This is a genomic window from Alteribacter lacisalsi, assembly GCF_003226345.1.
Lineage (GTDB): Bacteria > Bacillota > Bacilli > Bacillales > Salisediminibacteriaceae > Alteribacter > Alteribacter lacisalsi.
The window spans coordinates 192,339-213,410 of record NZ_PDOF01000002.1 but is presented as its reverse complement, the minus strand read 5'-3'; the positions used below and the strand labels follow the sequence as shown (position 1 = coordinate 213,410).

The 21,072-nt window shown below is 49.5% G+C and carries 33 protein-coding genes and 1 other annotated feature; of the genes, 12 read left to right on the top strand and 21 right to left on the bottom strand.

Going from position 1 to position 21,072, the window contains the following annotated elements:
• Nucleotides 1-33: 33 nt before the first annotated feature.
• Complete coding sequence (locus tag CR205_RS12470) at nucleotides 34-387, top strand: PH domain-containing protein (RefSeq protein ID WP_161524770.1); 354 nt, start codon at nucleotides 34-36, stop codon at nucleotides 385-387.
• Nucleotides 388-442: 55 nt separating this feature from the next.
• Here CR205_RS12470 and CR205_RS12465 read toward each other — a convergent pair whose 3' ends face one another.
• Both CR205_RS12465 and CR205_RS12460 read right to left on the bottom strand, forming a co-directional pair.
• Nucleotides 443-2,365, bottom strand: coding sequence for a glycoside hydrolase family 15 protein (locus tag CR205_RS12465; protein WP_110520293.1), 1,923 nt, complete (start codon nucleotides 2,363-2,365; stop codon nucleotides 443-445).
• Nucleotides 2,366-2,390: 25 nt separating this feature from the next.
• Complete coding sequence (locus CR205_RS12460) at nucleotides 2,391-2,726, bottom strand: hypothetical protein (RefSeq protein ID WP_110520291.1); 336 nt, start codon at nucleotides 2,724-2,726, stop codon at nucleotides 2,391-2,393.
• Nucleotides 2,727-3,141: 415 nt separating this feature from the next.
• Between CR205_RS12460 and ectA the strand changes: the two genes are divergently transcribed.
• The 5 genes from ectA (at nucleotide 3,142) to CR205_RS12435 (ending at nucleotide 6,359) form a co-directional block, all read left to right on the top strand.
• Nucleotides 3,142-3,660: a diaminobutyrate acetyltransferase gene (gene ectA / locus CR205_RS12455; RefSeq protein ID WP_110520289.1), complete on the top strand. Its 519-nt coding sequence runs from the start codon at nucleotides 3,142-3,144 to the stop codon at nucleotides 3,658-3,660.
• 51 nt (nucleotides 3,661-3,711) lie between these two features.
• Nucleotides 3,712-4,992, top strand: coding sequence for a diaminobutyrate--2-oxoglutarate transaminase (gene ectB / locus CR205_RS12450; RefSeq protein WP_110520287.1), 1,281 nt, complete (start codon nucleotides 3,712-3,714; stop codon nucleotides 4,990-4,992).
• Between the two features lie 43 nt (nucleotides 4,993-5,035).
• A complete protein-coding gene (locus CR205_RS12445; protein WP_110520285.1) occupies nucleotides 5,036-5,422 on the top strand; it encodes an ectoine synthase in 387 nt (128 codons plus the stop codon).
• 272 nt (nucleotides 5,423-5,694) lie between these two features.
• Nucleotides 5,695-5,997, top strand: a complete 303-nt coding sequence (locus CR205_RS12440; protein ID WP_110520283.1) for a DUF4406 domain-containing protein — start codon at nucleotides 5,695-5,697, stop codon at nucleotides 5,995-5,997.
• Nucleotides 5,998-6,059: 62 nt separating this feature from the next.
• On the top strand, nucleotides 6,060-6,359 hold the full coding sequence (locus tag CR205_RS12435) for a hypothetical protein (RefSeq protein WP_201745377.1): 300 nt from the start codon (nucleotides 6,060-6,062) through the stop codon (nucleotides 6,357-6,359).
• Between the two features lie 108 nt (nucleotides 6,360-6,467).
• Here CR205_RS12435 and tyrS read toward each other — a convergent pair whose 3' ends face one another.
• The 6 genes from tyrS to CR205_RS12405 all read right to left on the bottom strand — a co-directional run bounded on the left by tyrS (nucleotide 6,468) and on the right by CR205_RS12405 (nucleotide 10,576).
• Nucleotides 6,468-7,709, bottom strand: a complete 1,242-nt coding sequence (tyrS, locus tag CR205_RS12430; protein WP_407923570.1) for a tyrosine--tRNA ligase — start codon at nucleotides 7,707-7,709, stop codon at nucleotides 6,468-6,470.
• A gap of 103 nt (nucleotides 7,710-7,812) precedes the next feature.
• Nucleotides 7,813-8,033, bottom strand: a binding site (T-box leader).
• A gap of 54 nt (nucleotides 8,034-8,087) precedes the next feature.
• Nucleotides 8,088-8,357: a hypothetical protein gene (locus CR205_RS12425; protein WP_110520279.1), complete on the bottom strand. Its 270-nt coding sequence runs from the start codon at nucleotides 8,355-8,357 to the stop codon at nucleotides 8,088-8,090.
• Entirely contained in the window at nucleotides 8,326-8,880 is a 555-nt protein-coding gene (locus CR205_RS12420; protein ID WP_110520277.1) for an RNA polymerase sigma factor, read from the bottom strand. The genes CR205_RS12425 and CR205_RS12420 overlap by 32 nt, the downstream gene beginning before the upstream one ends.
• Nucleotides 8,870-9,244: a group-specific protein gene (locus tag CR205_RS12415; RefSeq protein ID WP_110520275.1), complete on the bottom strand. Its 375-nt coding sequence runs from the start codon at nucleotides 9,242-9,244 to the stop codon at nucleotides 8,870-8,872. Before CR205_RS12415 ends, CR205_RS12420 begins: the two co-directional genes overlap by 11 nt.
• Before the next feature lie 56 nt (nucleotides 9,245-9,300).
• A complete protein-coding gene (locus CR205_RS12410; RefSeq protein ID WP_110520273.1) occupies nucleotides 9,301-9,843 on the bottom strand; it encodes a DNA topology modulation protein in 543 nt (180 codons plus the stop codon).
• A 139-nt stretch (nucleotides 9,844-9,982) separates the two neighbouring features.
• Nucleotides 9,983-10,576, bottom strand: coding sequence for a hydrolase (locus tag CR205_RS12405; protein ID WP_236634788.1), 594 nt, complete (start codon nucleotides 10,574-10,576; stop codon nucleotides 9,983-9,985).
• A gap of 238 nt (nucleotides 10,577-10,814) precedes the next feature.
• Here CR205_RS12405 and CR205_RS12400 point away from each other — a divergent pair, with 238 nt between their 5' ends.
• From CR205_RS12400 to CR205_RS12385, 4 genes are all read left to right on the top strand, one after another.
• The gene (locus CR205_RS12400) at nucleotides 10,815-11,795 is read left to right on the top strand and encodes a phosphotransferase enzyme family protein (RefSeq protein ID WP_110520271.1); all 981 of its coding nucleotides are present in this window, start codon (nucleotides 10,815-10,817) and stop codon (nucleotides 11,793-11,795) included.
• Between the two features lie 81 nt (nucleotides 11,796-11,876).
• The gene (locus CR205_RS12395; protein ID WP_110520269.1) at nucleotides 11,877-12,188 is read left to right on the top strand and encodes a TIGR04104 family putative zinc finger protein; all 312 of its coding nucleotides are present in this window, start codon (nucleotides 11,877-11,879) and stop codon (nucleotides 12,186-12,188) included.
• Nucleotides 12,189-12,205: 17 nt separating this feature from the next.
• Entirely contained in the window at nucleotides 12,206-12,928 is a 723-nt protein-coding gene (locus CR205_RS12390) for a class I SAM-dependent methyltransferase (RefSeq protein ID WP_110520267.1), read from the top strand.
• The gene (locus CR205_RS12385) at nucleotides 12,912-13,823 is read left to right on the top strand and encodes a phosphotransferase (RefSeq protein WP_110520265.1); all 912 of its coding nucleotides are present in this window, start codon (nucleotides 12,912-12,914) and stop codon (nucleotides 13,821-13,823) included. The genes CR205_RS12390 and CR205_RS12385 overlap by 17 nt, the downstream gene beginning before the upstream one ends.
• On the opposite strand, the gene CR205_RS12380 is transcribed toward CR205_RS12385, so the two are convergent.
• The 8 genes from CR205_RS12380 to CR205_RS12350 all read right to left on the bottom strand — a co-directional run bounded on the left by CR205_RS12380 (nucleotide 13,820) and on the right by CR205_RS12350 (nucleotide 17,427).
• Nucleotides 13,820-14,302: a VOC family protein gene (locus CR205_RS12380; protein ID WP_161524769.1), complete on the bottom strand. Its 483-nt coding sequence runs from the start codon at nucleotides 14,300-14,302 to the stop codon at nucleotides 13,820-13,822. The two genes, CR205_RS12385 and CR205_RS12380, sit on opposite strands and share 4 nt — an antisense overlap.
• Complete coding sequence (locus tag CR205_RS20110) at nucleotides 14,292-14,537, bottom strand: VOC family protein (protein ID WP_142669896.1); 246 nt, start codon at nucleotides 14,535-14,537, stop codon at nucleotides 14,292-14,294. Before CR205_RS20110 ends, CR205_RS12380 begins: the two co-directional genes overlap by 11 nt.
• Nucleotides 14,538-14,541: 4 nt before the next feature.
• Nucleotides 14,542-15,039, bottom strand: coding sequence for a GNAT family N-acetyltransferase (locus CR205_RS12375; RefSeq protein ID WP_110520261.1), 498 nt, complete (start codon nucleotides 15,037-15,039; stop codon nucleotides 14,542-14,544).
• Nucleotides 15,040-15,195: 156 nt separating this feature from the next.
• Nucleotides 15,196-15,513, bottom strand: a complete 318-nt coding sequence (locus CR205_RS12370) for a TIGR04104 family putative zinc finger protein (RefSeq protein ID WP_110520258.1) — start codon at nucleotides 15,511-15,513, stop codon at nucleotides 15,196-15,198.
• Nucleotides 15,514-15,727: 214 nt separating this feature from the next.
• On the bottom strand, nucleotides 15,728-16,288 hold the full coding sequence (locus CR205_RS12365) for a hypothetical protein (RefSeq protein ID WP_110520256.1): 561 nt from the start codon (nucleotides 16,286-16,288) through the stop codon (nucleotides 15,728-15,730).
• Nucleotides 16,289-16,309: 21 nt separating this feature from the next.
• Nucleotides 16,310-16,558: a hypothetical protein gene (locus CR205_RS12360; RefSeq protein ID WP_110520255.1), complete on the bottom strand. Its 249-nt coding sequence runs from the start codon at nucleotides 16,556-16,558 to the stop codon at nucleotides 16,310-16,312.
• A 38-nt stretch (nucleotides 16,559-16,596) separates the two neighbouring features.
• A complete protein-coding gene (locus CR205_RS12355; RefSeq protein ID WP_110520253.1) occupies nucleotides 16,597-17,148 on the bottom strand; it encodes a short-chain dehydrogenase in 552 nt (183 codons plus the stop codon).
• A gap of 21 nt (nucleotides 17,149-17,169) precedes the next feature.
• A complete protein-coding gene (locus CR205_RS12350; protein WP_110520251.1) occupies nucleotides 17,170-17,427 on the bottom strand; it encodes a hypothetical protein in 258 nt (85 codons plus the stop codon).
• A 138-nt stretch (nucleotides 17,428-17,565) separates the two neighbouring features.
• Between CR205_RS12350 and CR205_RS12345 the strand changes: the two genes are divergently transcribed.
• Both CR205_RS12345 and CR205_RS12340 read left to right on the top strand, forming a co-directional pair.
• The gene (locus CR205_RS12345; RefSeq protein WP_110520249.1) at nucleotides 17,566-18,348 is read left to right on the top strand and encodes a class I SAM-dependent methyltransferase; all 783 of its coding nucleotides are present in this window, start codon (nucleotides 17,566-17,568) and stop codon (nucleotides 18,346-18,348) included.
• A gap of 81 nt (nucleotides 18,349-18,429) precedes the next feature.
• Nucleotides 18,430-18,705: a hypothetical protein gene (locus CR205_RS12340; RefSeq protein WP_142669895.1), complete on the top strand. Its 276-nt coding sequence runs from the start codon at nucleotides 18,430-18,432 to the stop codon at nucleotides 18,703-18,705.
• On the opposite strand, the gene CR205_RS12335 is transcribed toward CR205_RS12340, so the two are convergent.
• The 5 genes from CR205_RS12335 to CR205_RS12315 all read right to left on the bottom strand — a co-directional run bounded on the left by CR205_RS12335 (nucleotide 18,687) and on the right by CR205_RS12315 (nucleotide 21,061).
• Nucleotides 18,687-18,965, bottom strand: a complete 279-nt coding sequence (locus CR205_RS12335; RefSeq protein ID WP_110520245.1) for a hypothetical protein — start codon at nucleotides 18,963-18,965, stop codon at nucleotides 18,687-18,689. The two genes, CR205_RS12340 and CR205_RS12335, sit on opposite strands and share 19 nt — an antisense overlap.
• A gap of 257 nt (nucleotides 18,966-19,222) precedes the next feature.
• Nucleotides 19,223-19,870 carry a deoxyribose-phosphate aldolase gene (gene deoC, locus CR205_RS12330; RefSeq protein WP_110520939.1) on the bottom strand — a complete coding sequence of 216 codons (648 nt, stop codon included), beginning with the start codon at nucleotides 19,868-19,870 and terminating at the stop codon, nucleotides 19,223-19,225.
• Nucleotides 19,871-20,063: 193 nt separating this feature from the next.
• Entirely contained in the window at nucleotides 20,064-20,330 is a 267-nt protein-coding gene (locus CR205_RS12325) for a EutN/CcmL family microcompartment protein (RefSeq protein ID WP_110520243.1), read from the bottom strand.
• Nucleotides 20,331-20,606: a BMC domain-containing protein gene (locus CR205_RS12320; protein ID WP_110520241.1), complete on the bottom strand. Its 276-nt coding sequence runs from the start codon at nucleotides 20,604-20,606 to the stop codon at nucleotides 20,331-20,333.
• Between the two features lie 170 nt (nucleotides 20,607-20,776).
• Entirely contained in the window at nucleotides 20,777-21,061 is a 285-nt protein-coding gene (locus CR205_RS12315) for a EutN/CcmL family microcompartment protein (RefSeq protein WP_110520239.1), read from the bottom strand.
• Nucleotides 21,062-21,072: the final 11 nt, after the last annotated feature.

Below are 21,072 nucleotides of genomic sequence, written 5' to 3'. Positions count from 1 at the left end.
TAGCACGTCATTTTACTTTCAGGAGGTTTTAATTTGGGACTGTTCTCAAAAGGTGATAATCGCCAGAAGCATCAGGAGCAGGCGCGGGAATTTTTATTCGACAGTGAAGAACTGGAGGATACCTACGGACTCCTTGTTGATTTTGTTGCGTTTACAAGCCACAGGATTCTCTTCGTTGACCGCTCCCTTCTCTCCAAATCCAGATCGGTCGTCGTGTCTATTCCCTACGGAAAAATCGAGGAGATTGCGATCGAAAAAACAGGCATGTTCTCGTTTTCCAATAATATTGAAATCGCAACAAAGAAAGAAACGCATGCACTGAACTTTATGAAGGGTTCAGATGTGATGGGATTTTACAGAAAATTATCAGAAAGAATCTGCAGATAAACCAGCTATTCGCACTAAAGAACCCGCCTTTCATGCAAGGCGGGTTCTTTCACTGTTATTTACTTTCTTTCAGTGCCAGCACATACATCGCATGGGACCACGTGAGCGGCATCACCCAGGCCGGTTCGCCGGAAAACTTGTCCACCTGCTCGGGGATCAATCCGAGCTCCGGAGTGAACCTGCCGACCCAGTCGATCAATTCGTCCGCTTCCTCATGGCGGTCAACCGCCTGGTAGTACTGTGCCAGCCACAGTGTCGTGAGCATCCACGGGTTGCCTTCGATGTAAATGTCACCGGGGAAGCGCTCGATGCCGCCGATGACGGGGCTTGTGAGCTGTTCCCGGATTTTCTCTGCTGTTTTGACCATTTTTGGGTCGTGAGGATCGATCATACCAAACGGTACAGAGAGACCGAGAAGGGAGATGTCCACGGTCGGATCCTCCACTTTGTAGTAGCTGGTGAAGCCGTTTTTGTCCTCTCTGAAGGCCACTTCCTCTCCTGACTCCTTTGCCCGCAAATAGGCAAGCTCGTCCACTTCGAGATAAAGTGAGCGGAGAAAACACTGCTCTTCTTCACTCCATCCCCGGGTGAGCACCGCTTCTTTCATCTCTCGGCACGCCTCTTCGCAGCGTGTCACAAAATCCTCTTCTGAAATGCCGAGCCAGCGGGCGACTTTCACCACACCGCTCAGACCGCCGTACACGGCAGCTGCGGAGTACTGGTGCTCTCCGCTCCTTTTTTCCCAGAGGTCTTTAGAAGGAAGAGGCAGCTTCGTTTCTTCGTCAATAAAGGAAAGTAGAAATTCCGCGCCGCGCTTCAGCTGCGGCCACGCTTTATGAGCGAATGCCTCGTTTTCCGTCCGGAGCAGATGACCGCTCAGACCCCAGAGAATTGAACCAGGCTCATCAATCTGCAGTCCCCAAACCGGAGCGAGACTGCCATCGGTAAAGTGCCGCTGGTTCCAGGATCCATTCGGCTCCTGGATCTCCAGCATTGACTGGTAAAACGCCTTGACCATATCATGGTATCCTGCCACGTCAGCCGCCGTGGCAATGTAGGCGGCATCCCGTCCCCAGCAGTAGCCGTAGCCACCGGAGTAGACATAATCTTCATCCACCTCCGGGCCGGCGATAAAGCTGCCGTTTTCTTTGTCATAAAGAAGGGCAAACGTGAGAAGCGAGCGGTCGTACAGCTTCTTTCGAAGTGGATCCTCTATCTCCTGTTTTTCAGCTAAAGCAAGATGATTTTGCCAGTGTGCGGCTGTTTGTTCGTACAGCGTTTCCTGCTTGTCGGCGAGAGTCTCCCGGCAGAGCCTCTCTGCTTCTTTTGGCGCTGAAGACATTGCGAAATGAACCGACACGGCCTGTCCCTCTCCAGCACCGTTTAAATGAAACGAGATGGCGCCTCCCTGCTTGTTTACTTCCTCCTTGCCATTCAGGTCGTTTCGTCTTGCTCCAATTTCGTTTCGCCCGGATTCAAAGCCGTCGACGCCGTTCCCTGAACCGATCGCCACTGCTGTTTTGTTAAGGTAATGTACGTGAGTCTGGCTTTCCCTGCTGAAATACACACTCTGGTAGCGCGACTGATGCTCAAGATTAAACGCTGCGTCCACCATGAGGAGAGCGCCTTCCAGCACCTCGGTATCACCATTAAATATGTAATCGTGCACAATAACGTCACGGTCGGGAAGTACGTAGGAGAACTGTGTCACAGTTACCGGCAGGTGAGCATGACGGATCTCATTAATAAGAATGTTCGTTTCTTCCTCATAGCGTTGGCTGTGCTCCCAGCCGTCTTCGTGAAAATATGTCGTTCGGCGCGCCTTAGGTAGGTACACACCGATATTGATTTCCTCCAGCTGCTGGAATGAATCGATCCGCGGCCAGAACAGACGCTCCATCTGTCCTTTTTTATTATAGGATACGAGTGTTTTGGAATTGCCTGTAAGGGCGTCTATCAAAAATGGTTTTTTCTTCATCGTTCCACCTCTTCCAAGTAAGTCTTCAGTCTTTTTCCGGCCTCTTCGCGTGATCACGAAAACCGTATTTGAGAAGCCCGGCGAAGGCGAAAACCGCCATACTGAGAATGATCGCTCCGGACACGGCTGTCAGCGCCGATCCGGCATATTCGCCGGCGGCAGCATGAATCAGTACAAGCGCGCCTGTTACTGCTGCCAGCCAGGCGAACCTCACACACACTTTTTCCCTGTCTCCGGTGACCATCCGCTCTCCCATTCCGAGAATAAAGAGAGTAAGGAAGTTCAGATTTTTCCTCACACCGAGCATGTAGGCCGTGAAAAAAAGAATTGCGCTGAGGATCATCGCGGTAAATAAATTCATGTGCAGATCTCTCCCCTACTAAACTATCACAGGTTATTCTTTAAAATAAAAACTGAGTTCAGTTTTCAAGGTTTTTATTAATCTTTCAGCTTTAAGTTTATTCTATTTGAATAACAGCGCTAATATCCAGGTAAAAGTCCCCATAATTAAACAGCGAATGGAAAAAACAGGGCATCGGAGATGAAATCGCTTGCAATACTTACCTTTCTACAGTTATCTGATATCTTTGTGTATTCAGTGGATTCTTTCTCTGAAAAGGAGGGTATATAGCTAAATATGCCCAGTAATGCGGTTTGCCTATTGGGCAGGCTCTTACTATGCTTAATGTTGTTGTGTAAAAACTTAAAATTTTGTTAAAGGAGAGGGTTCTTATGAAAGATGAGACCACGCACTGCTTTAGAGGTGATTATTTTACATGAAGGGTAAATTAATGCCGGCTATTGAGAAAGAAACTCTTACTTTAACAAAACCTGGTGTGGACGACGGTGCTGCGATGTGGGAACTGGTAAACAACTCTTCGCTGGATCTGAATTCCCCCTACAAGTACCTGATGATGTGCAAGTTTTTTGCAGATACATGCGTCACGGCTAAGGTGGAGGACCGCCTGGCCGGATTCGTTACGGCTTTTATCCCTCCTGAGGCAGACGATACCGTATTCGTCTGGCAGGTAGGTGTGGACTCTTCTTTCCGTGGACAGGGTATTGCTTCGCGCATGCTTTCCGAACTGATGAGCCGCGACGTATGCCGCAATGTACGTTATCTTGAAGCCACAGTAACCCCAACCAATGATGCATCGGACAGCCTTTTTAAAGGCTTTGCCCGCCGCCATGAGGTGGACTGTGAAATTAAAACATGCTTCCCTTCCCGGCTGTTTCCGGGCAACGGACATGAATCGGAGCTGACCTACCGGATCGGTCCGCTGAACAACAAGTAGATCAGAACCACTGTTACGATAAAAAAATCATGCTGGAGGTAATTTTTCGAAATGACGAACAACAACCTGAGTATTTTTGAAGAGCTTGAATCGAGTGTCCGCAGTTACGTAAGAAGTTTTCCTGCTGTTTTTACAAAAGCGAAAGGATCAAAGATCTGGGATGCTGACGGGAAAGAATATCTTGATTTCTTTGCCGGTGCAGGTGCCCTGAACTACGGCCACAACGACCCGAAAATGAAAGAAAAGCTGGTGGAGTATATACAGAACGACGGGATTACCCACTCTCTCGATAAAGCAACCGAAGCCAAAGGAGAATTTCTCCGTACATTTAACGATGTCATTCTCAAGCCCCGTAATATGGAATACCGCGTCATGTTCCCTGGTCCGACAGGCACAAACACGGTCGAAAGTGCCTTAAAGATTGCCCGTAAAGTAACCGGGCGCACGGATGTGATCAGTTTCACCCGCGGTTTTCACGGTATGACGATCGGTTCCCTCGCTGTTTCAGGTAACTCCGCTAAACGTGCAGGTGCCGGGATTCCCCTTAACAATACAGTCACTATGCCGTACGACAACTTTGTCAACGAAGAAGACAGCCTCGACTACCTCGAGCGTTTTCTTGAGGATAACGGAAGTGGTGTGGCCATCCCGGCAGCCGTCATTCTTGAAACCGTTCAGGGTGAAGGCGGTCTGAATACTGCACGCGTGGAATGGCTTCGCCGTGTAGAGGAAATTTGCCGCAACTGGGGCATTTTCCTGATCATTGATGATGTTCAGGCCGGTGTGGGCCGGACCGGAACGTTTTTCTCGTTTGAGGAAGCGGGCCTAAAACCGGATGTGATCTGTCTGTCCAAATCAATCGGGGGCTTCGGTCTTCCCCTTGCGATTACGCTCATTAAACCTGAGTACGATAAATGGAGTCCGGGAGAGCATAACGGCACATTCCGCGGCAACAACCACGCTTTCATTACAGCGACCGAGTCCCTTTCCTACTGGAAGGACGATTCGTTTGAGAAGAGCATCCAGGCAAAATCGAAGCGGATTACAGAATTCCTGAATCGAATCGTTGAAGAGAATCCGGATATTCAGGGTAAAGTACGCGGCCGCGGCTTTATGCAGGGGATTGCGTCTTCTGTTGAAGGCCTCTCCGAGCGCGTGGCTTCAGAAGCGTTCAAACGCGGTGTGATTATGGAAACGTCCGGCGGTAAAGATGAAGTATTTAAGCTCTTTCCTGCCCTTACGATGACCGATGAAGAGCTGGAGCAGGGTTTCAAAATCATTGAACAAAGTGTTGATGCTGCGCTTTCTGTGTACAAACAGGCTGCAGATTAATTTTTCCAATAAAACTACTATTACTCCAGGAGGCGATCCTTACATGAAGGTTATTAAACTCGAAGATATTATCGGAACGGAAAACGAAGTAAAAGGTGAGAACTGGACGAGCCGCCGTCTCGTGCTGAGCGACGTAGGCATGGGCTACTCCGTTCACGATACGACGATCAAAGCCGGAACCGAAACACATATCTGGTACCAGAACCACCTCGAGTCCGTCTACTGCATTGAAGGGGAAGGGGAAGTGGAGACGCTTGCAGATAACAAGATCCATCCAATCTCTGAAAATACCCTTTATGCTCTGGACAAAAATGACGAGCATCTTCTCCGTGCCAAAACGGACATGCGCATGGTCTGCGTATTCAAGCCGGCACTGACCGGCCGCGAGATTCACGACGAAAACGGCGTTTACCCGCTGGTGGAGTCGTAAGACACTGATTTTACTGCTTCCCCGCACGGCCTGCTATGGCCGGCGGGGTTTATTTATGGTTTCAGGGCAAAATTTCGCAATAACTATTTATTCTATGCAAATATGCTCAGGATTATGTAATTTTTTTTATTTTTTTGCAATCCCGCTGAAAATTACGCAATAATTCCATATTAATCCAATCACCAGATCAATTTGCAGTACTCATGTACGATTGCAATGGAAAACGGTACAATTTATTTAGACTATATCTTTATTCTGGAGGCGGCCTAACGATGAAAGTCATCACACTGTGCGGATCCACAAAATTTAAAAACACATTCCGGGAGATGGAGAAAAAACTGACACTTGAAGGGCACGCAGTCATCAGTCTCGGCTTCTTTGAACAGAGTGAGGGAATTGAAATAACCCCGGAGCAGGAGGCGATGTTCGAGAAGATTCACCGCCGTAAAATCGACATTGCTGATGAGATTTATGTGATTGACGTGGACAGATACATCGGCAAAAGCACCGCAGCAGAAATCGAATATGCTCAGAATCAGGGCAAAGCGGTGCACTACTATTCTATAGAAAATTGAAACCTGCCCCTTATTTCGGCCGTAGATAATAACAGACCGTTCATCAAGGGAGGACGTTCACCATGGAAATCATTCTGCCTGCTCTTCTATTCGCAGCCGTGTTACTGTTCCTGTTTGATTATCTAATGGGTTACCGGAAAAATCATATCGTCATTGATTTTGATGAACTGTACCCAGATCTTGACGAGCACATGACAGCAGTCCACGAAAGACTTGAGCACGAAGGGAAAACTGTCGAGACAAACGGCTATCGTTCGTTTATCATCAACGGCCGGTCGTACCTTTTCACCGAACGCACCGTCAACATCGGCGGCGTTCCTGTTCAGCGCACCATATTAAAGCCTGGTAAAAAGCAAACATAAGCTTTAAGAGAGCCGTCCCTTCAAATGTTTCGGCTTTTTTTCGTTCTCTTAAAACAGAAAGAACCCGGCAGCACAGCCAGATTCTTTCGCAAGCATTTCGTGATCACTTTACATTTCAAGGCGGGCAAACTTCCTTTTGCCGACCTGCACCACCATTCCGTCTGCGACTATTACCTGCAGACGCGGATCCTCCACAGTGATGCCGTCAATTTTCACACCGCGGTTGGCCACCATCCGCCGGGCTTCACTTTTTGACGGCAGAAAAGAGAGGCTCACAAGCAGGTCCGTCACCGTAATTTCCGCCGGGCCGTCCCACTTCACATTTGGGATTTCATCAGGAGCGTTCCGCTCCCTGAAGACGGAGATAAACTGCTGCTCAGCCTGCTTAGCCGCTTCGGCATCATGGTACAAGGTGACAATGGCTCTGCCGAGGGCCATTTTTGCGTCCCTTGGATGCAGGGCACCAGTCGCCCTAACTGCTTCAGGCGTGAGATCGGTCACAAGTGTAAAGTACTTGATCATCAGTTCATCGGGTATGCTCATCGCCTTTCCAAACATTTCGTCGGGAGATTCGTCAATTCCGATGTAGTTATTCTTCGACTTCGACATCTTCTCGACCCCGTCCAGGCCTTCAAGAAGCGGCATGAGCATGGCCACCTGCTTTTCCTTGCCGAATTTCTCCTGAAAATGCCGGCCCATCAGAATGTTAAACTGCTGGTCTGTGCCTCCGAGTTCCACATCGCTCTCCAGTTCAACCGAATCGTATCCCTGCATAAGCGGGTAGAAAAATTCGTGAAGGGAGATCGGCTTCTGATCCGCCATCCGCTGTTCGAAATCGTCCCGCTCGAGAAGACGTGCCACCGTTATTTTTCCTGCCATATTGATCACATCTTCGAAATTGAGCTCTGCGAGCCACTTGGAGTTGTAGTACAGCTCCACCTTGTCCATATCGATCACTTTGCCGAACTGTTCAAAGTAGGTTTTCGCATTCGCCTTCACTTCTTCGTCTGTGAGCTGCTTACGCGCAACCGACTTGCCGGTTGGGTCACCAATCTTCCCCGTAAAATCACCGATAATCAGCTGAATCGTATGACCGTTATCCTGAAATTCCCGCATTTTGTTGAGCACGACCGTATGTCCGAGATGCACGTCCGGCGCCGAAGGGTCGAGGCCGAGCTTGATCTTGAGCGGCTTTCCCTCAATTACGGACCTGGCAACTTTTTCTTTCAGGTCTGCTGCAGGAATCACCTCGTGGGCACCTGCCAGATACATCGTCATCTGCCTTTCTGTTTCTTTCTGCTGTTCGGTTGTAAGCTTTTTTGTCCAGGTGCTCATTGTCTGTTCCTCCATTCATCATTATCGACACTTTGTTGCGAGCCACCTTGAGTGCAGGCCGAACCACCCTAATCTCGTAACCGAAGAGGATGAAAACACAAAAAACCACGCCCCTCAAAAAAGGGACGTGGCTGAACGCGGTACCACCCTTGTTAAAGAGACGCCGGGTCTCTTCCACTCAATCCGGTAACGGTTCCGGTCCGCTGCCTGCTACTTCAGAATGTTCACAGACAGAGCTCGAGGAGGTAATTCGCGAAAAATCTTTGTACCGGTTCACAGCGGCCACCGGCTCTCTTAAACAGGGAGATCTCCACTACTTATTCCTGTCACAGCTTTAGCGTCATTAAATTAATACTAGTTATACACCTCTGGCACAGCGCTGTCAACTCTCTATTAAAAAAACAGATACACACCTGCCTGAACAAGCATCAAAGCGACACCTGCTGCAGCCGGGAGGAGGACGATTCGGACTGCTCCACCGCCATCTACTGCCTCGAAACGCTCAAAAGGGTTGCGAGCCGGAGACCCAAGATAACGGAAAAACCTGGACATGCGAGACCGCTCAAGCGGAATGGCGGGCACATCCACCTGATCGTAATTCATTTGACTGCGCACGAAAGCTTCGTCCTCTTTAAATTTCCGCTCGCTGTGCTCGTTTTTCATTTGTTTCTCCCTCCAGTTCCTCTCTCAGCTTTTTGATTCCGGTAAAAACCCGCGACTTGACCGTTCCCTCCGGCAGTCCGAGAATCTCTGCAATTTCCCTGAATTTAAGGTCATGATAGTAATGTAGAATTACTGCGGCACGCTGCGTTTCCGGAAGAGTCAGCAGCGCCTCCCGGATTGTGATCCGATCGTCCGAAGAAACGGTCATCACCGGATCCGGCACGAGAAACGGCAGCAGCTGGCGCCACTTTTTCCGCCTATTTATTCGGTTCAGCATGAGCGTGTAGCCGATGCGGAACAGGTATGTTTTAACCCCGGCTTTTTCCGACCGATAAGCGGACCTGCTCTTATAAAACTTCAGAAACGTATCCTGGACAAGGTCCATACTCATCTGTTCGTTCCGGGTAAAGCGGAACAAAAACGTGTATAGCGGGGGATGAAGCTGCTCGTAAAGGCGTTCGAACGCTTCGTCATCCCCCTCCTGAAAGCGTTTGGCAAGACCTCTAAGGTGCTCACTCTGCATGCGCCTCACCGTAATGGGCCCGAATACTTTTATACGTGTTTGTCAATCTCATAACAAAATAAATCATTGTGACCAGTGTCCACGCCTGGGACTGGTTAGTAAAAAACTGAACGTAGTTGTTCTCAACTGTGTATCCGCCTGAGATCAGGAAGTTCAGGATCTGCACGCAGATTACGCTATACACGGCAAGGACAACCGTCAGCGTATCAAAATAATTCCACCTCAGAAATATCGTTGTTTTCCTGTAGTTGATGCGCCTGTTTTCTCGAACAATATACTTGCGGTCCATCGGAATGGCTATGGCGAGAATGACGGCGATCATCACCCCTGCCACGATCATTGAAACCATAAACCCTGTCATCATTAAACCCCTCCCTGCTGTTGTACTTACTTCTTATACAGCCAGGAAGAACAGATGGTTCATTTTCCGGCAGAAATTGCTGTTTCTTTTTCAGCAGCCATCACCTGATCAAGAAATTCCCGAATTTCCTTCGGCGAGCTCAAAACAATAATCTGCTTATTACTTTTCAGCGTTTCCAATTTTTCCAGAATCCGAGGGCGTCTTGTCCGGGGGTACTGCCACACCCATTTCAGGAAATGCGGGGACACCCGCTCCACGCAGCCATCCGCCATGTCCGGCCGTGGCCGCTTCCGGTAAAGAACACTGCGCTTGAGCACCCGCAAGGCACAGGTCGTGCGGGGCAGATCAAGGAAAATGACCGTGTCGGCAGCCTGCAGGCGGATGTCCATCGTACTGCTGTAGTTACCATCGATGATCCACTCGTCCTCCTGAACCAGTTCGTTCTGTACTTCACGCTGTTTCTCTTTCGGCACACCGACCCAGCCGGGCTTCCAGAACAGCGTATCCAGATGGTGAACATCTATGTTTATTTTTTCTCCGAGAGTCCGGGCAAATGTGGACTTCCCAGCTCCTCCTGAGCCAATAATCGCAATCTTTCTCATGTGACTCCCCTTTCTCGTTCATTACCCTCATTTTACCAGAAAAAAAAAGTACCTTAAAAACAGTACTTCCCGAGCAGTCGCTTTATTTAGCCGATGCCCTTTCCTTAAAGAAAGGACTGTTCTGGTTTCGTTAAACACTTCATTTCAGCTGCCTGATCGCCTGTACACCACGATCCACGCAGGTTTCCACATATCCTGTGATTTGCTCAAAAGTGAAGACTTCCAGAGGTTCATCAAGTGTCTTTTGCTCATAATCCAGGTCCCCTTTCACATAGGGAATAAACGCTTTAACTTCCTCTGCTGTTACCTCTTCCAGATCCATCAGAGGACAGTTATTCTCTAATTTTCTCATTAATACCGAACCATTTCCGTAATGCTCGACCAGCCTGCCGTTGAGCAGATGAAAATCACGGTGATAGCTTTTATGAATATCAGGATTGGTCTTCATCAGGTTTCTCAGCCATGGCAGATAAAACCCGGTCAGCCAGACCTGATCAGCAATCAGGTGTGTATAGCAGCCAAGTATGTAAGGATGAAGGCGGAGCTCATTGTACTTTTTCAGGAACTTTTCATACGCAACGACCCTTGTGTAATTGGCCTCATTTCCTTCAAAAAAGTGCGAACGATCTTTCCGCACTGCTGCATCAGGTGCGATGCCACCGAGATAAAAAGACGTTTCGTCGATACCGCCAAGCTGATCCGAGATCAGATCTGCAATAATCAGATGCATCATTCTTGAACCGATCGGTGATCTCCCCTTCCTCCAGCACGTAAAACCTATTAGCTTCCCGCTGAAAATGCATAAAATATCCAATTGACTCTTTAACAGTTTAACTCAGTAAAAAATCTTTACGTTCAATATACCAAATTTTCAAACTCCTGTGATAAACTTAACGTATGATAAGGCGAGGCTGGATCAGTATTGGACGATTTAGACGTAGCAGAAAATGCAGCAATAGGGGGCCTGCCAAATGGAGATAAACATTGACCAGCTGTTTACTGATGAGGTGTTGACGGAAGGCGTCAGGAAGTTTGGAGTCTCGGAGATTCAGAAAGTCGGTGATTTTGAAAATTATGTTTATGCAGGGACCCGCAGCGGCCAGCAGGTGTTTCTCCGATTTACCCACTCAAGTCACCGGGAACACGAGGAAATCGCGAGTGAACTGGACTGGCTGATGTTCCTCAGCCGTAAAGGAGCGCCAGTATGTCCGGTCCTTCCCGCCGTTTCCGGCCGAATGATTGAATCCGTCGCCGTAAAAGACAGCACCTTTTATGTCACTCTGTTTGAAAAAGCAAAGGGCGAGCCTGTAAAAATCAAAAAACAGCTCGAAGACAGCCGCCTTGTGACTGCGTGGGGACGTGCGACTGCACAGATGCATGTGCTCACCAGGCAGTACAAGCCCCCTTCCCATATTCGAAAGCGCGCAGACCTGGTCGAATCCTTTGAAACACAGTTCGCTCCCTACCTGCCGCATGAAGATAAACAAATTGTCTGGCAGATCCGCAGAACGATCGATTCCCTTAAACAGATTCCGAAAACACGGGATCGCTATCAGCTCATACATACGGACCTGCACTCAGGCAACTTCTACTATGACGGGAATGCCATTCAAATCTTTGATTTTGATGATGCGGCCTATCACTTCCTCACGGCTGATATTGCTATACCTCTTTACTATTCGATGCTTCATATAAAAGACGAAACGATCCGCGCGGAAAAAGCCCGACGCTTTCTCGGCCGTTTTATGAAAGGATACACCGAGTACGCATCCATGCCGCCGCAACTGTTCAAGGATCTTCCCAGCATGCTTCAGTTCCGGGACTGTGAACTTTACGCAGTTGTGCATAAAAAATGGGACATGCAAAATCTCACTGAGAAGCAGCAGACATTTGTGGACGGCATCCGCTCCAGGCTCGAAAGCGGCCGGCCAATCGTTTCAATTCAGCTTTAGTTTGGAACCGCGATCCACCCGGGACGCGGCTTTTTTCTGTGCTAAAATGAAAAATGAGTTTTAAATCGAGGAGGAGATCTTATGCCGGAATGCCGTAACTGCGGGCAAAGGTGGACGTGGAGACAGACGATGAGGCGCTCGCTTGGCAGCATGAATGATGGCGTTACCTGTCTCCACTGTGAAGGAACGCAGTATGTAACGAGAAAATCCAGAATAAAAGGGGCTCTTTGTCTCGGCGCCATTATCATTCCCATACCAATCGTCCGCAATATGTTCCCGGACCTGCCGGACTGGACTTTTGTGAGCCTGATGGCGGCTCTTATGGTTCTTTTTATTTCCCTATACCCGTATCTGATTTCTTTCTCCAATGAAAATGAGCCGCTGATTAAATGATGGAGGAGTTGGGCAAAGTGAACGAACGCGTCAGGAAAACCTACGATCAGCTGGCTCGCCTATACGAGCATCACGTGGACACCGCGAATACATACAACACCGATTACGAACGACCGGCGATGATGGCGCAGCTGCCGGATGACCTTTGCGGCAAGCATGTGCTCGATGCAGGGTGCGCCGCCGGATGGTACACAGAACAGCTCCTTAACCGCGGCGCAGCTGTTACGGCCGCAGACTTGAGTCCGCAGATGGCAGCCGCCGCCAGAAGAAGAAACGGCGGACGGGCTGAGGTGCATGAATTGGATTTATCCGGCCCGATGCCTTTTGATGACTCGTCCTTTGACTACGTGATCAGTTCCCTGGTGCTTCACTACATATCGGATTGGAAGCCGGTTTTCCGGGAATTTTCCCGCGTGCTGAAACCGGGAGGCACCTTGCTGTTTTCCGTTCATCATCCCTCCATGGATGTCCGCCTTTCAAAAAGCGGCGACTACTTCAGTGAAGAACTGATCGTGGACGAGTGGAAAACTGCCTATGGCCCGGTTTCGGTCCCCTTTTACCGGCGTCCGATGCAGACCATTCTGAATGACACACTGGCCGTTTTCACCCTGACCGGCATCATTGAACCGCAGCCAGCGGAAAGCTTTCGTGCCAAAAATCCGGAAGGCTATGTAAAACTCATGACACGCCCCCATTTTTTGATTGTGAAAGGGATGAGACCGTATGAGCAGCATACCTGAATCATGGAGAAAATATGAGCGCGAGGTGAATAGGGTTGGAGCTCCCGCAGGCTGGGATCTGCTCAGAAAGTGGACCTATTCCGAGGTGTGGAGAGTAACATTTGAAGATGGAAAAACGGCCATCGCAAAAATCGGAACCGGCCACCCTGCCCGTGAAGGAGCAGTTTACCTTGATCTCGTAAGTCCCCTCGACATCCCGCAGCCCCGGATTTATCATTCTGTAAAGCACGGAGGCTCCGGCGTCATCATGATGGAAGACCTTAAAGGAGAGACCCTTGAACAGGTCCCGTCTGAAAACGGGTACCTGCAGGCAGCCCGCCAGCTTGCTGAGATACGTAAAGAAGCTGCCAAACGACTTGGTACACTTTTGAACGAGTCTTCCTATACAGTGACTCCCGAGGACACCTTACAGACACTTAGCTCCATAAGCAGGCACCCCTTTCTGAATGAGCAGCAGAAAGAGGTTCTCTCCGAAGGGCTAAAAGTAATACCGGTTCATCTTGAAAAGCTTTACAGAGACTATCCCGTGACGCTCTGTCACAGCGATTACTATCCAAAAAACCTGATTATTCAAGGCAAAGACGTCATCCCGGTGGACTGGGCGTCCGCTTATTTGAGCCCTGACCTGGGGGATCTGTATTGCCTTCTCCTTTGCGCTGAAGGAGCGAACGTTGATCGTGAAGCTGTTCTGAAAGCTTTTACCTCCAGGCTGGAGGGCTCACTTTTCGTGGACCTTGACTGGCAGATCACTCTCGGCGGGGTCCTCTGGACTACGCGCATGCTCGACTGGACCCTCCGCTACGGGATCGATGCAATGCCGATAGCCAAAGAGTGGGTACCCGAAATGGTGAGTGATCTTGCTGAGTTGACCGGAAAAATTCCGAACAATCCTTAATTGTCAGGATGGGAAAACCGCCGTGTATACAGCTCAGCTATATGCCCGTCGGGATCCTTAAAGTAAAGCCGCTTCCGCATAGAACCAGCCACTTTCTCCTGGACTGCTCTCACCGGAATGCCATTTTTCTTCAGCACCTCCAATGCGCTGTCGAAGTTTTCAGAGCTGATGAGAAGGGCAAAATGTACGTGAACGCCGCCTTCATCGTACAGACCATCCCACTCACTCACAGGTCTGTCTTTTTCCTCGAGCCCCCTGTCGCTGAACACTCTCGGCAGCCAAAGCCCGAGACGGGCGTTTCCGCCCGCATAAAGCCATACCGCTCCTTCTCCTTCCCCGTCCGGATCAAAATGATCCCCCGAAATTCCCCACCTCTCCATGACCGGAAAGCCAAGGGTCCCGGACCAGAACGATACAGACTGCTCCAGCTCTTTTACTTCCAATACGAGTTCCGATACTCCTTCTGTCTTAATTTTCACTGTGAATACCTGCCTGAGACTCATATTCCTCGAACGATAGCTTCTCCTTCATACCTTTCAGATGGGCAGGCACATCCACAAAGCACATCAATTCCAGACTGTTTCCGTCCGGATCCTCAAAGTACACAGATCCGTTCCCCTGCCACGGGCGGATAAAGGGATCGACCGACGCGCGGCTGCCAAAGGGAACTGGTGTGGCTCCTCGTTCTTCGAGCCATTGAACCGACTGTTTCATATTCTCATAGCTCGTTCTGAACGCAACATGTTTGAGAGAGGGATGATACGGTGTCTCGTACTCCTGTCCTTCCCACAGCCCGAGCCGCCTTGTTTTCAGGAAAAGTAACAGCTCCTGTCCGGTAAAGCTCGAGTTCCTCAAATATGTACGTCAGCACCCGTTCAAGAGCCTCGGACATGATTCCGCGGGTATGAAAATCCGGATGGAGCTCATAACCTATTTCCGTCCGCTTACCGGACTTGTTCAAAGCATTGAGACCGATCGTGCCGGCAAATGCACCGTCTTCTTTATCAATGATGCCCCAGCGGATACCTCTGCCATTTTCAAACGTTTTTTCGAACGAAGCAATGATTGCGGCCGCCTGCTCGCTCGATTCGAGCGGGTCCATACCGTAGTACTTCATCACATCCGGTCTTTTCATGATCGCGAAGTAAGGCGTTACATGTTCCTCATCTACTTTCACCAGCCGAAGCCGGTTTGTTTCAAGTTCGGGAAAAGTCATAGATTAAGTGCTCCTTTTTTCCAGGCAGAAACGTGCTGCTGAAGAATCGATTGCAGATTACCTCCAGTATTTGATTGCATATGTTGCCAGACTTAAAGAATACCGAGTTTCATACACTTACCATTTTAATTTCATAAAAATTGTGCATTCGTCCCTTTATTCGATAAAAGGTGCCCGGTCTACTTTCTCGTAGCTGGCAAAGTAAGGCAGCACCAGAGAACTGGCCATACTTCCAGCAATAAGAAGTATAAAAGCAAAGAGTGACGCCTCCGCCACAATGAGCCATGTAGCTCCAATCATTACAATTGCACCAGGCAAAAGGGCTATAAATTTTGACTCTTCTCTGAGTCTATGGACAGCTCTGCATTTCCTGCAGGTGATCATTGTTACTTTCCAATTTCTTGACCAGAGGGAATGAGAGATTTGTTTCCAGGAAAAACTATGTCTGCACGTTTCACAAGTTTCCAATTTCACTGGCTTTTACCTCCTTCAAGATACGGCCGCCTGCTTGGCTTTTCCTTTCGGACGATATTTTTCCCCACAGCATAGATCATCGGTGGACCAATAATGGTCGGCAGGAACCAGAATACGAGAATCGGGAAATCACCCAGCACGGGCACCTTGTGGACGTTCACTACAAGGATGGCCGTGTACGATTAACAGTGCCTCGAGCACGTTGTCACCTTCTTCACCTGACTGACAGGGCCTGTATACATTCTTCTCTGATTGCCCACAGTTTTTCCGGCTGCATCGTCAGTTTTTTCTTTTCGATCCAGTCCTCTATGAATCTCCGGTGAAACGTGATTTTCGCTTCTCCAATTCCGGCAGGACTGATCTTTTTTTCAGTAAGAATTCCTTCGGCTTTTGCTCCCGGGCGGGTAAAATCAAAGCGGCTGCCGTCGTACTTCAGGTAACAATGGGCCTCCGGCAGCCCGCTCAGCCCGTAAGCATTCAGCACAGCGCCGGTCCCTGGTGTGTTCGTTTCATTCATCTCATAGATGCCGGTGTACAGCTGAACCTCTTTGATCCCGTGCTCCTCACATAGAGATGCAAGAAGAGCATGCTTCGTGCTGCACGTGCCCTGCTTTTCTTTTAACACGAGAGTGTAATCCGCGCGGTCGGTGTTCCGGCCATAAGGCAATTTCGTAACAAAATCTGCTGCTTCATGAAACGTGTGAATACCTAGTCGCAGAAAGGATGTCGATACGTCCATCCGGCTTTTAATTTTAAAATTATGTAAACGTGCCAATTGGGTTTCCCCCTTACCTGACTAAATATACGACAGCACATAGGCGATAAATGCCACTGCCAGTTTCCCTTTCCGGTTCGTACGCGGATTAAGGAGGAACACAACACCAAGGCCTATCGGAAGACCAAACCAGTCAATTTCGATGGTAAACGCTCCGAGAACGTAATAGCCGATCAGCTTCAGTATCAGATATTTCTCGTCCTCGTCCTGAGCCATGTTGTGACCGATTGAGATGATCAGCGCGAAAATAATAATTACAAGAACAAGCATTAACAGTCCGATTATACCCCTTCTTTCATTCTCTCAGATTAAGGTCTTTCTTCCCACGGCTCGAGGATTCCAACGACAGTCACGGCGTTATTGGATCCCATCGAACCGATCACGGCCTGGGAAATCTCCCTGTGCGTAAGCCAGCGGCTACGGCTGTTTTCCCTGACAAAACCGAGCTGTACCTGCTGATAAGCGCAGGAGGCCGGTACATCAATCTTTTGTCTGATTGCCTCAAGGCTGGTACTGCTTCCAAGGACATGAATGAGCCGCCAGTCACTGCTCTGCTGCTGATCCACTTCCCTAATAACAGCGCGCAGTGCCCCAGGTGCAGTTGAGTGAATCCAGGCGACAATCAGATCTGCCGGGCTGTGCTTTTTCTGCAGATTCCTGACCGCCTCCCGCAGGACTTCGGTGTTTTTATAGTCGAGCGACACAGGCGTGTACGCTTCCGGATCCTCAAGAATTCTTCCGAGCGAGGCAAGCCTGGCCTCGTTTCTTGCGACAACTGAAAGTTGGTACCCCTGCCGGTTCAGCCAGGCTGACGCCTCCTGGAGCATCCCGGTTCCCCCGATCACAATGGCATGTTTCATTTCATCTCCTCCGATCTGCTTCTAGCCAAAGGATTTAATGTCGTAAAGCAGCAGCTGGAAAAGGACAAACGCCGCTGCCGGCAGAATAATAAAAGGAATCACTGCAGGGATGCCGTAAAGTTCTGCAACAAGAGCCATCTGGGTCCCATAAATAATGGTTGCAGACAGCAGGGATAGGATCAGGCTGAGCGCAAACTTCACGCCTTTTCGCTCACCACCGGCCGCAGCATAAGCGGCCACACTGAACAAAATCATAAGAAGAAATAACGGAAAAAACATGGAACGGCTCTCCTCCGCTGTCATAATAATGGAAATTACTCCTATTCTATCACAACATTCAAACAGTTTGGACGGAAAGAAAGCTACGTGGTACGATTAATTTAGATTGTGAAAAAACGTAACAATGGGAGGCTTCGCATGAGCGTGCTCTATAATCAAATCGGTAAAGGATATGACACCACGAGGCAGGCGGATCCGGAGATAACCCGGAGACTCAGGGGACACTTGCAGCTGAAAGATGATGCGCAGGTGCTGGATGTGGCCTGCGGCACGGGGAACTACACGGTTGCACTTGAGCAGACGGGACTTCATATGACCGGCTGCGACCTTTCCGGGCAGATGCTGGACCAGGCGCGGGAAAAGTTATCTTCCGTTGTGTGGGATGAGGCGGATGCTGCTCAGCTTCCGTATGAGGATGGTCAATTTGACGGTGCTGTCTGTACGCTCGCCATCCACCACTTCAAGACACTGCTTCCTGCATTCAAGGAAACTTTTCGTGTGCTCAGCCGCGGACGTTTCGTTATCTTTACCTCCGCCCCGGAACAGATGGACCGTTACTGGCTGAAGGAGTATTTTCCGAAGGCGGTTGACGAGTCTGCCAGCCAGATGCCCATGCCGAAGGAAGTGAACCGCACACTGATGCAGGCAGGGTTTCGGATTGTCGGCCACGAGTCATTTCTCGTACAGCCTGATTTGCAGGACTTCTTTTTGTACAGCGGAAAGTTTGATCCGTCTATGTATCTCGATCCGGACGTGCGCGCAGGAATGTCGACATTTTCAAGTCTCGCATCAGAAGAAGAAGTCGCGGAAGGCTGCCGGCGCCTGAAAGAAGACATTGAATCAGGCCGAATTGAAGAGGTCCGCTCCCGCTACCGCAGCAGCCGCGGTGATTATCTGTTTATTGTGGCGGAAAAATACTGACAGGCCTTAAGATGCCTGAAAGTACTGTAACCAACTTTTGAAAGGTTGTGTATCGTTATCGCTGAAGGTATTCTTGTTTACTTGATTCTGGTCCCCCTCGCAGCTCTTGCGTGCGGGGCCGCAGTCCAGCTGAAAACAGAAAACGGATGGTTAAACCCCGTCATTACCCTGGTCGTCTATGCTCTTGCACACATTGTGGCAGAGTTCGGATTTTATGGAAGATTAACAGCTGAGAACCTGTTTTATTCTGTGTTCACCGTGTTTACTGTGATCGTACTCATCTTGGCCGTTCTCATTACCCTTACTATAAAAGGAATTCAAAACCGTAAGGAATTGGATCACCTGTCCTCTCCCTGAGGACCAGCAGCTGTTTTGCGCCGCTCTTTCATCAGATCATACCGGTAACGGAGAATCAGAATAATGAGCAGCGCAAAGGCCGCCGGAGTAAACCAGCTGTTCTCTCCCGGCGGGAATACAAGGGATATGATGATGATGACGGAAACGCCGGCAACAGCAGCTAGATATTCGCCTTTCATCGTTGCGGCTGATTTTTTCTTTCTTTTAAGAGATAATCCTGCGATCAGCACAGCAAAAATGATCACAACAGCCATTTCCATATTCATCCACCTCTTTTTCTTCTTATCATAAGGCTGAATTGCGGAAATGGCAATAAAATCATTTAAAGGAGCTGATGCGTCCTATGCCAACGTGTGAAAGCTGTGGTGCCAGCTGGACATAGAAAGAAACGATGACCAGTCAGCGGACTGTTATGATTTCTCTGGATTGATGTAAAGCCTCCTGGGCTGTTTGGAGTTTTACTTATCATAATCCATAAAAAGGACTGTCCCCTGCTAGTGAGGGACAGTCTTTTTCATTAATATCCTTCGCCTTTACCGCCTGTAACGATGGCGATCCCGGCTGACGCACCGATCCGTGTGGCGCCTGCCTGTACCATTTTGCGGGCAGTATCGAGGTCACGTACGCACGCGCTCGCTTTTACACCCAAGTCAGGACCGACGGCTTCACGCATGAGTCTGATGTCTTCCGGAGTTGCACATCCCGGCCCAAAGCCTGTGGATGTTTTGACGAAGTCAGCGCCTGCCATTTTGGACAGCATGCACGCTTTCTTCTTTTCTTCTTCTGTCAGGTAGCCGGTTTCGATGATGACTTTCACTGGAGCCTGGCCGTTTGCCGCATGGACCACACCTGCGATGTCCTGCTTCACCTGCTCGTAATCGCCGGATTTCAGGGCGCCGATGTTGGCTACCATATCAATCTCAGTCGCGCCGGATGCAAGTGCGTCACGGGTTTCTGTCATTTTCGAGAACGTCGTGGACGCGCCGAGTGGGAATCCGACAACTGTCGTAATGCCCACGTCAGAGCCAGCGAGTTCTGCTGCGGCTGTTGGAATCCAGGAAGGATTCACACATACTGTGGCAAATTTATATTCTTTTGCTTCTTCACAAAGTTTCACGATCTGGTCTTTCGTACTTTCAGGTTTCAGTAGGGTATGATCAATCATACGGGCAATTTCCGCACCGGTTACAAGGCTGCTGGAGTTAAAGTTTGAAGATGCTCCCTGAGCCGGTTTTGTGGCGGTATTCTGGGATGCTTTTTCCGCCGCGCCTGCGTTTGTAATCTGCTGCATCACCTGATCGGTGATTTGTTTTACTAGTTGATCCATATTTGTACTCACCTGAACTCACCTCCGATGTTTATTCTTCTAGTCGATCGACGACGCCTGCGATGATGGCGTCCACAGCTCCTTCCGGATTGCCCATGATGGCCCGGGCGGAGCCTCCTTCTTCAATAATCAGTACGGTGTCGCCGATGCCTGCCTGGGCACCGTCCACAGCGAGAAATGATCCGCCGATGGATGCGCCGGTCTGGTCGACCGGCTCAACCACCATCATCTTCGTATTTTGATGACTTTCGGTTTTCACTGTGGCGACGACGTTTCCGATCACTTTTGCCAGTTTCATTTATTCAGACTGTGGAAGAACTTTTTCAACTTCCTGGTGAGGGCGCGGAATTACGTGTACAGAAAGGAATTCACCTACGCGTCCTGCTGCGTCTGCTCCTGCTTCTGTTGCTGCTTTTACTGCTCCTACATCGCCGCGAACCATTACGGTTACAAGGCCGCCGCCGACGTTTACTTTTCCTACGAGTGTTACGTTTGCTGCTTTCATCATTGCGTCTGCTGCTTCTACTGCTCCTACAAGTCCTTTAGTTTCGATCATTCCAAGTGCGTTATTCATTATTGTTTCCTCCCTTGAGTTCTTGAGTTTTGATCTTTCTTTAATTGCTGATTAATTCCGCTGCAGGCGGACGCTTTCCGCGGGCAACGCCTCAGCCTCCTCGGAAAAATCACCCTCCGGGGTCTTCGCCTGTTGCTTTTCCCGCTGGAGTCGCCGCCTTTCGCTCCTTGTTAATTCTGCTTTTTTTCTTCGATATAGTAGTGGTCGATGATGCCCATAATACCGGCGTCGGATGCGACCATGTCTTTTTTGAGCGGCATGCCCGATTCCCCGCTCTTGGCTAAGTATACGATGTCTCCGTATCCGGCCTGTCCGACAGTGTCGATGGCGATAATCGGCTTGCCTTTTGGGGTCAGGTCATCTTTCAGCGGATGGACCACCATGAGCTTGATGCCTGTCAGGCTCGGATCTTTATGTGTACAGACGACGTTCCCAACGACTTTTCCGATAAACATAAGCAAAACCT

Excerpts from the sequence above, each read along its gene's own strand:
- CR205_RS12355 (WP_110520253.1), bottom strand. The coding sequence starts at position 17,148 with ATGAAACATGCCATTGTGATCGGGGGAACCGGGATGCTCCAGGAGGCG.
- CR205_RS12460 (WP_110520291.1), bottom strand. The coding sequence starts at position 2,726 with ATGAATTTATTTACCGCGATGATCCTCAGCGCAATTCTTTTTTTCACG.
- CR205_RS12320 (WP_110520241.1), bottom strand. The coding sequence starts at position 20,606 with ATGAATAACGCACTTGGAATGATCGAAACTAAAGGACTTGTAGGAGCA.
- CR205_RS12465 (WP_110520293.1), bottom strand. The coding sequence starts at position 2,365 with ATGAAGAAAAAACCATTTTTGATAGACGCCCTTACAGGCAATTCCAAA.
- CR205_RS12435 (WP_201745377.1), top strand. The coding sequence starts at position 6,060 with ATGGAAATCATTCTGCCTGCTCTTCTATTCGCAGCCGTGTTACTGTTC.
- CR205_RS12395 (WP_110520269.1), top strand. The coding sequence starts at position 11,877 with ATGCCGGAATGCCGTAACTGCGGGCAAAGGTGGACGTGGAGACAGACG.
- CR205_RS12325 (WP_110520243.1), bottom strand. The coding sequence starts at position 20,330 with ATGAAACTGGCAAAAGTGATCGGAAACGTCGTCGCCACAGTGAAAACC.
- CR205_RS12335 (WP_110520245.1), bottom strand. The coding sequence starts at position 18,965 with ATGGAAATGGCTGTTGTGATCATTTTTGCTGTGCTGATCGCAGGATTA.
- tyrS (WP_407923570.1), bottom strand. The coding sequence starts at position 7,709 with ATGGAGGAACAGACAATGAGCACCTGGACAAAAAAGCTTACAACCGAA.
- CR205_RS12420 (WP_110520277.1), bottom strand. The coding sequence starts at position 8,880 with ATGCAGAGTGAGCACCTTAGAGGTCTTGCCAAACGCTTTCAGGAGGGG.
- CR205_RS12445 (WP_110520285.1), top strand. The coding sequence starts at position 5,036 with ATGAAGGTTATTAAACTCGAAGATATTATCGGAACGGAAAACGAAGTA.
- CR205_RS20110 (WP_142669896.1), bottom strand. The coding sequence starts at position 14,537 with ATGAAACAGTCGGTTCAATGGCTCGAAGAACGAGGAGCCACACCAGTT.
- CR205_RS12315 (WP_110520239.1), bottom strand. The coding sequence starts at position 21,061 with ATGTTTATCGGAAAAGTCGTTGGGAACGTCGTCTGTACACATAAAGAT.
- CR205_RS12375 (WP_110520261.1), bottom strand. The coding sequence starts at position 15,039 with ATGACTTTTCCCGAACTTGAAACAAACCGGCTTCGGCTGGTGAAAGTA.
- CR205_RS12410 (WP_110520273.1), bottom strand. The coding sequence starts at position 9,843 with ATGAGAAAGATTGCGATTATTGGCTCAGGAGGAGCTGGGAAGTCCACA.
- CR205_RS12385 (WP_110520265.1), top strand. The coding sequence starts at position 12,912 with ATGAGCAGCATACCTGAATCATGGAGAAAATATGAGCGCGAGGTGAAT.
- CR205_RS12425 (WP_110520279.1), bottom strand. The coding sequence starts at position 8,357 with ATGAAAAACGAGCACAGCGAGCGGAAATTTAAAGAGGACGAAGCTTTC.
- CR205_RS12440 (WP_110520283.1), top strand. The coding sequence starts at position 5,695 with ATGAAAGTCATCACACTGTGCGGATCCACAAAATTTAAAAACACATTC.
- CR205_RS12400 (WP_110520271.1), top strand. The coding sequence starts at position 10,815 with ATGGAGATAAACATTGACCAGCTGTTTACTGATGAGGTGTTGACGGAA.
- CR205_RS12405 (WP_236634788.1), bottom strand. The coding sequence starts at position 10,576 with ATGATGCATCTGATTATTGCAGATCTGATCTCGGATCAGCTTGGCGGT.
- CR205_RS12350 (WP_110520251.1), bottom strand. The coding sequence starts at position 17,427 with ATGTTTTTTCCGTTATTTCTTCTTATGATTTTGTTCAGTGTGGCCGCT.
- deoC (WP_110520939.1), bottom strand. The coding sequence starts at position 19,870 with ATGATTGATCATACCCTACTGAAACCTGAAAGTACGAAAGACCAGATC.
- CR205_RS12360 (WP_110520255.1), bottom strand. The coding sequence starts at position 16,558 with ATGCTTGTTCTTGTAATTATTATTTTCGCGCTGATCATCTCAATCGGT.
- ectA (WP_110520289.1), top strand. The coding sequence starts at position 3,142 with ATGAAGGGTAAATTAATGCCGGCTATTGAGAAAGAAACTCTTACTTTA.
- CR205_RS12415 (WP_110520275.1), bottom strand. The coding sequence starts at position 9,244 with ATGATGACAGGGTTTATGGTTTCAATGATCGTGGCAGGGGTGATGATC.
- ectB (WP_110520287.1), top strand. The coding sequence starts at position 3,712 with ATGACGAACAACAACCTGAGTATTTTTGAAGAGCTTGAATCGAGTGTC.
- CR205_RS12345 (WP_110520249.1), top strand. The coding sequence starts at position 17,566 with ATGAGCGTGCTCTATAATCAAATCGGTAAAGGATATGACACCACGAGG.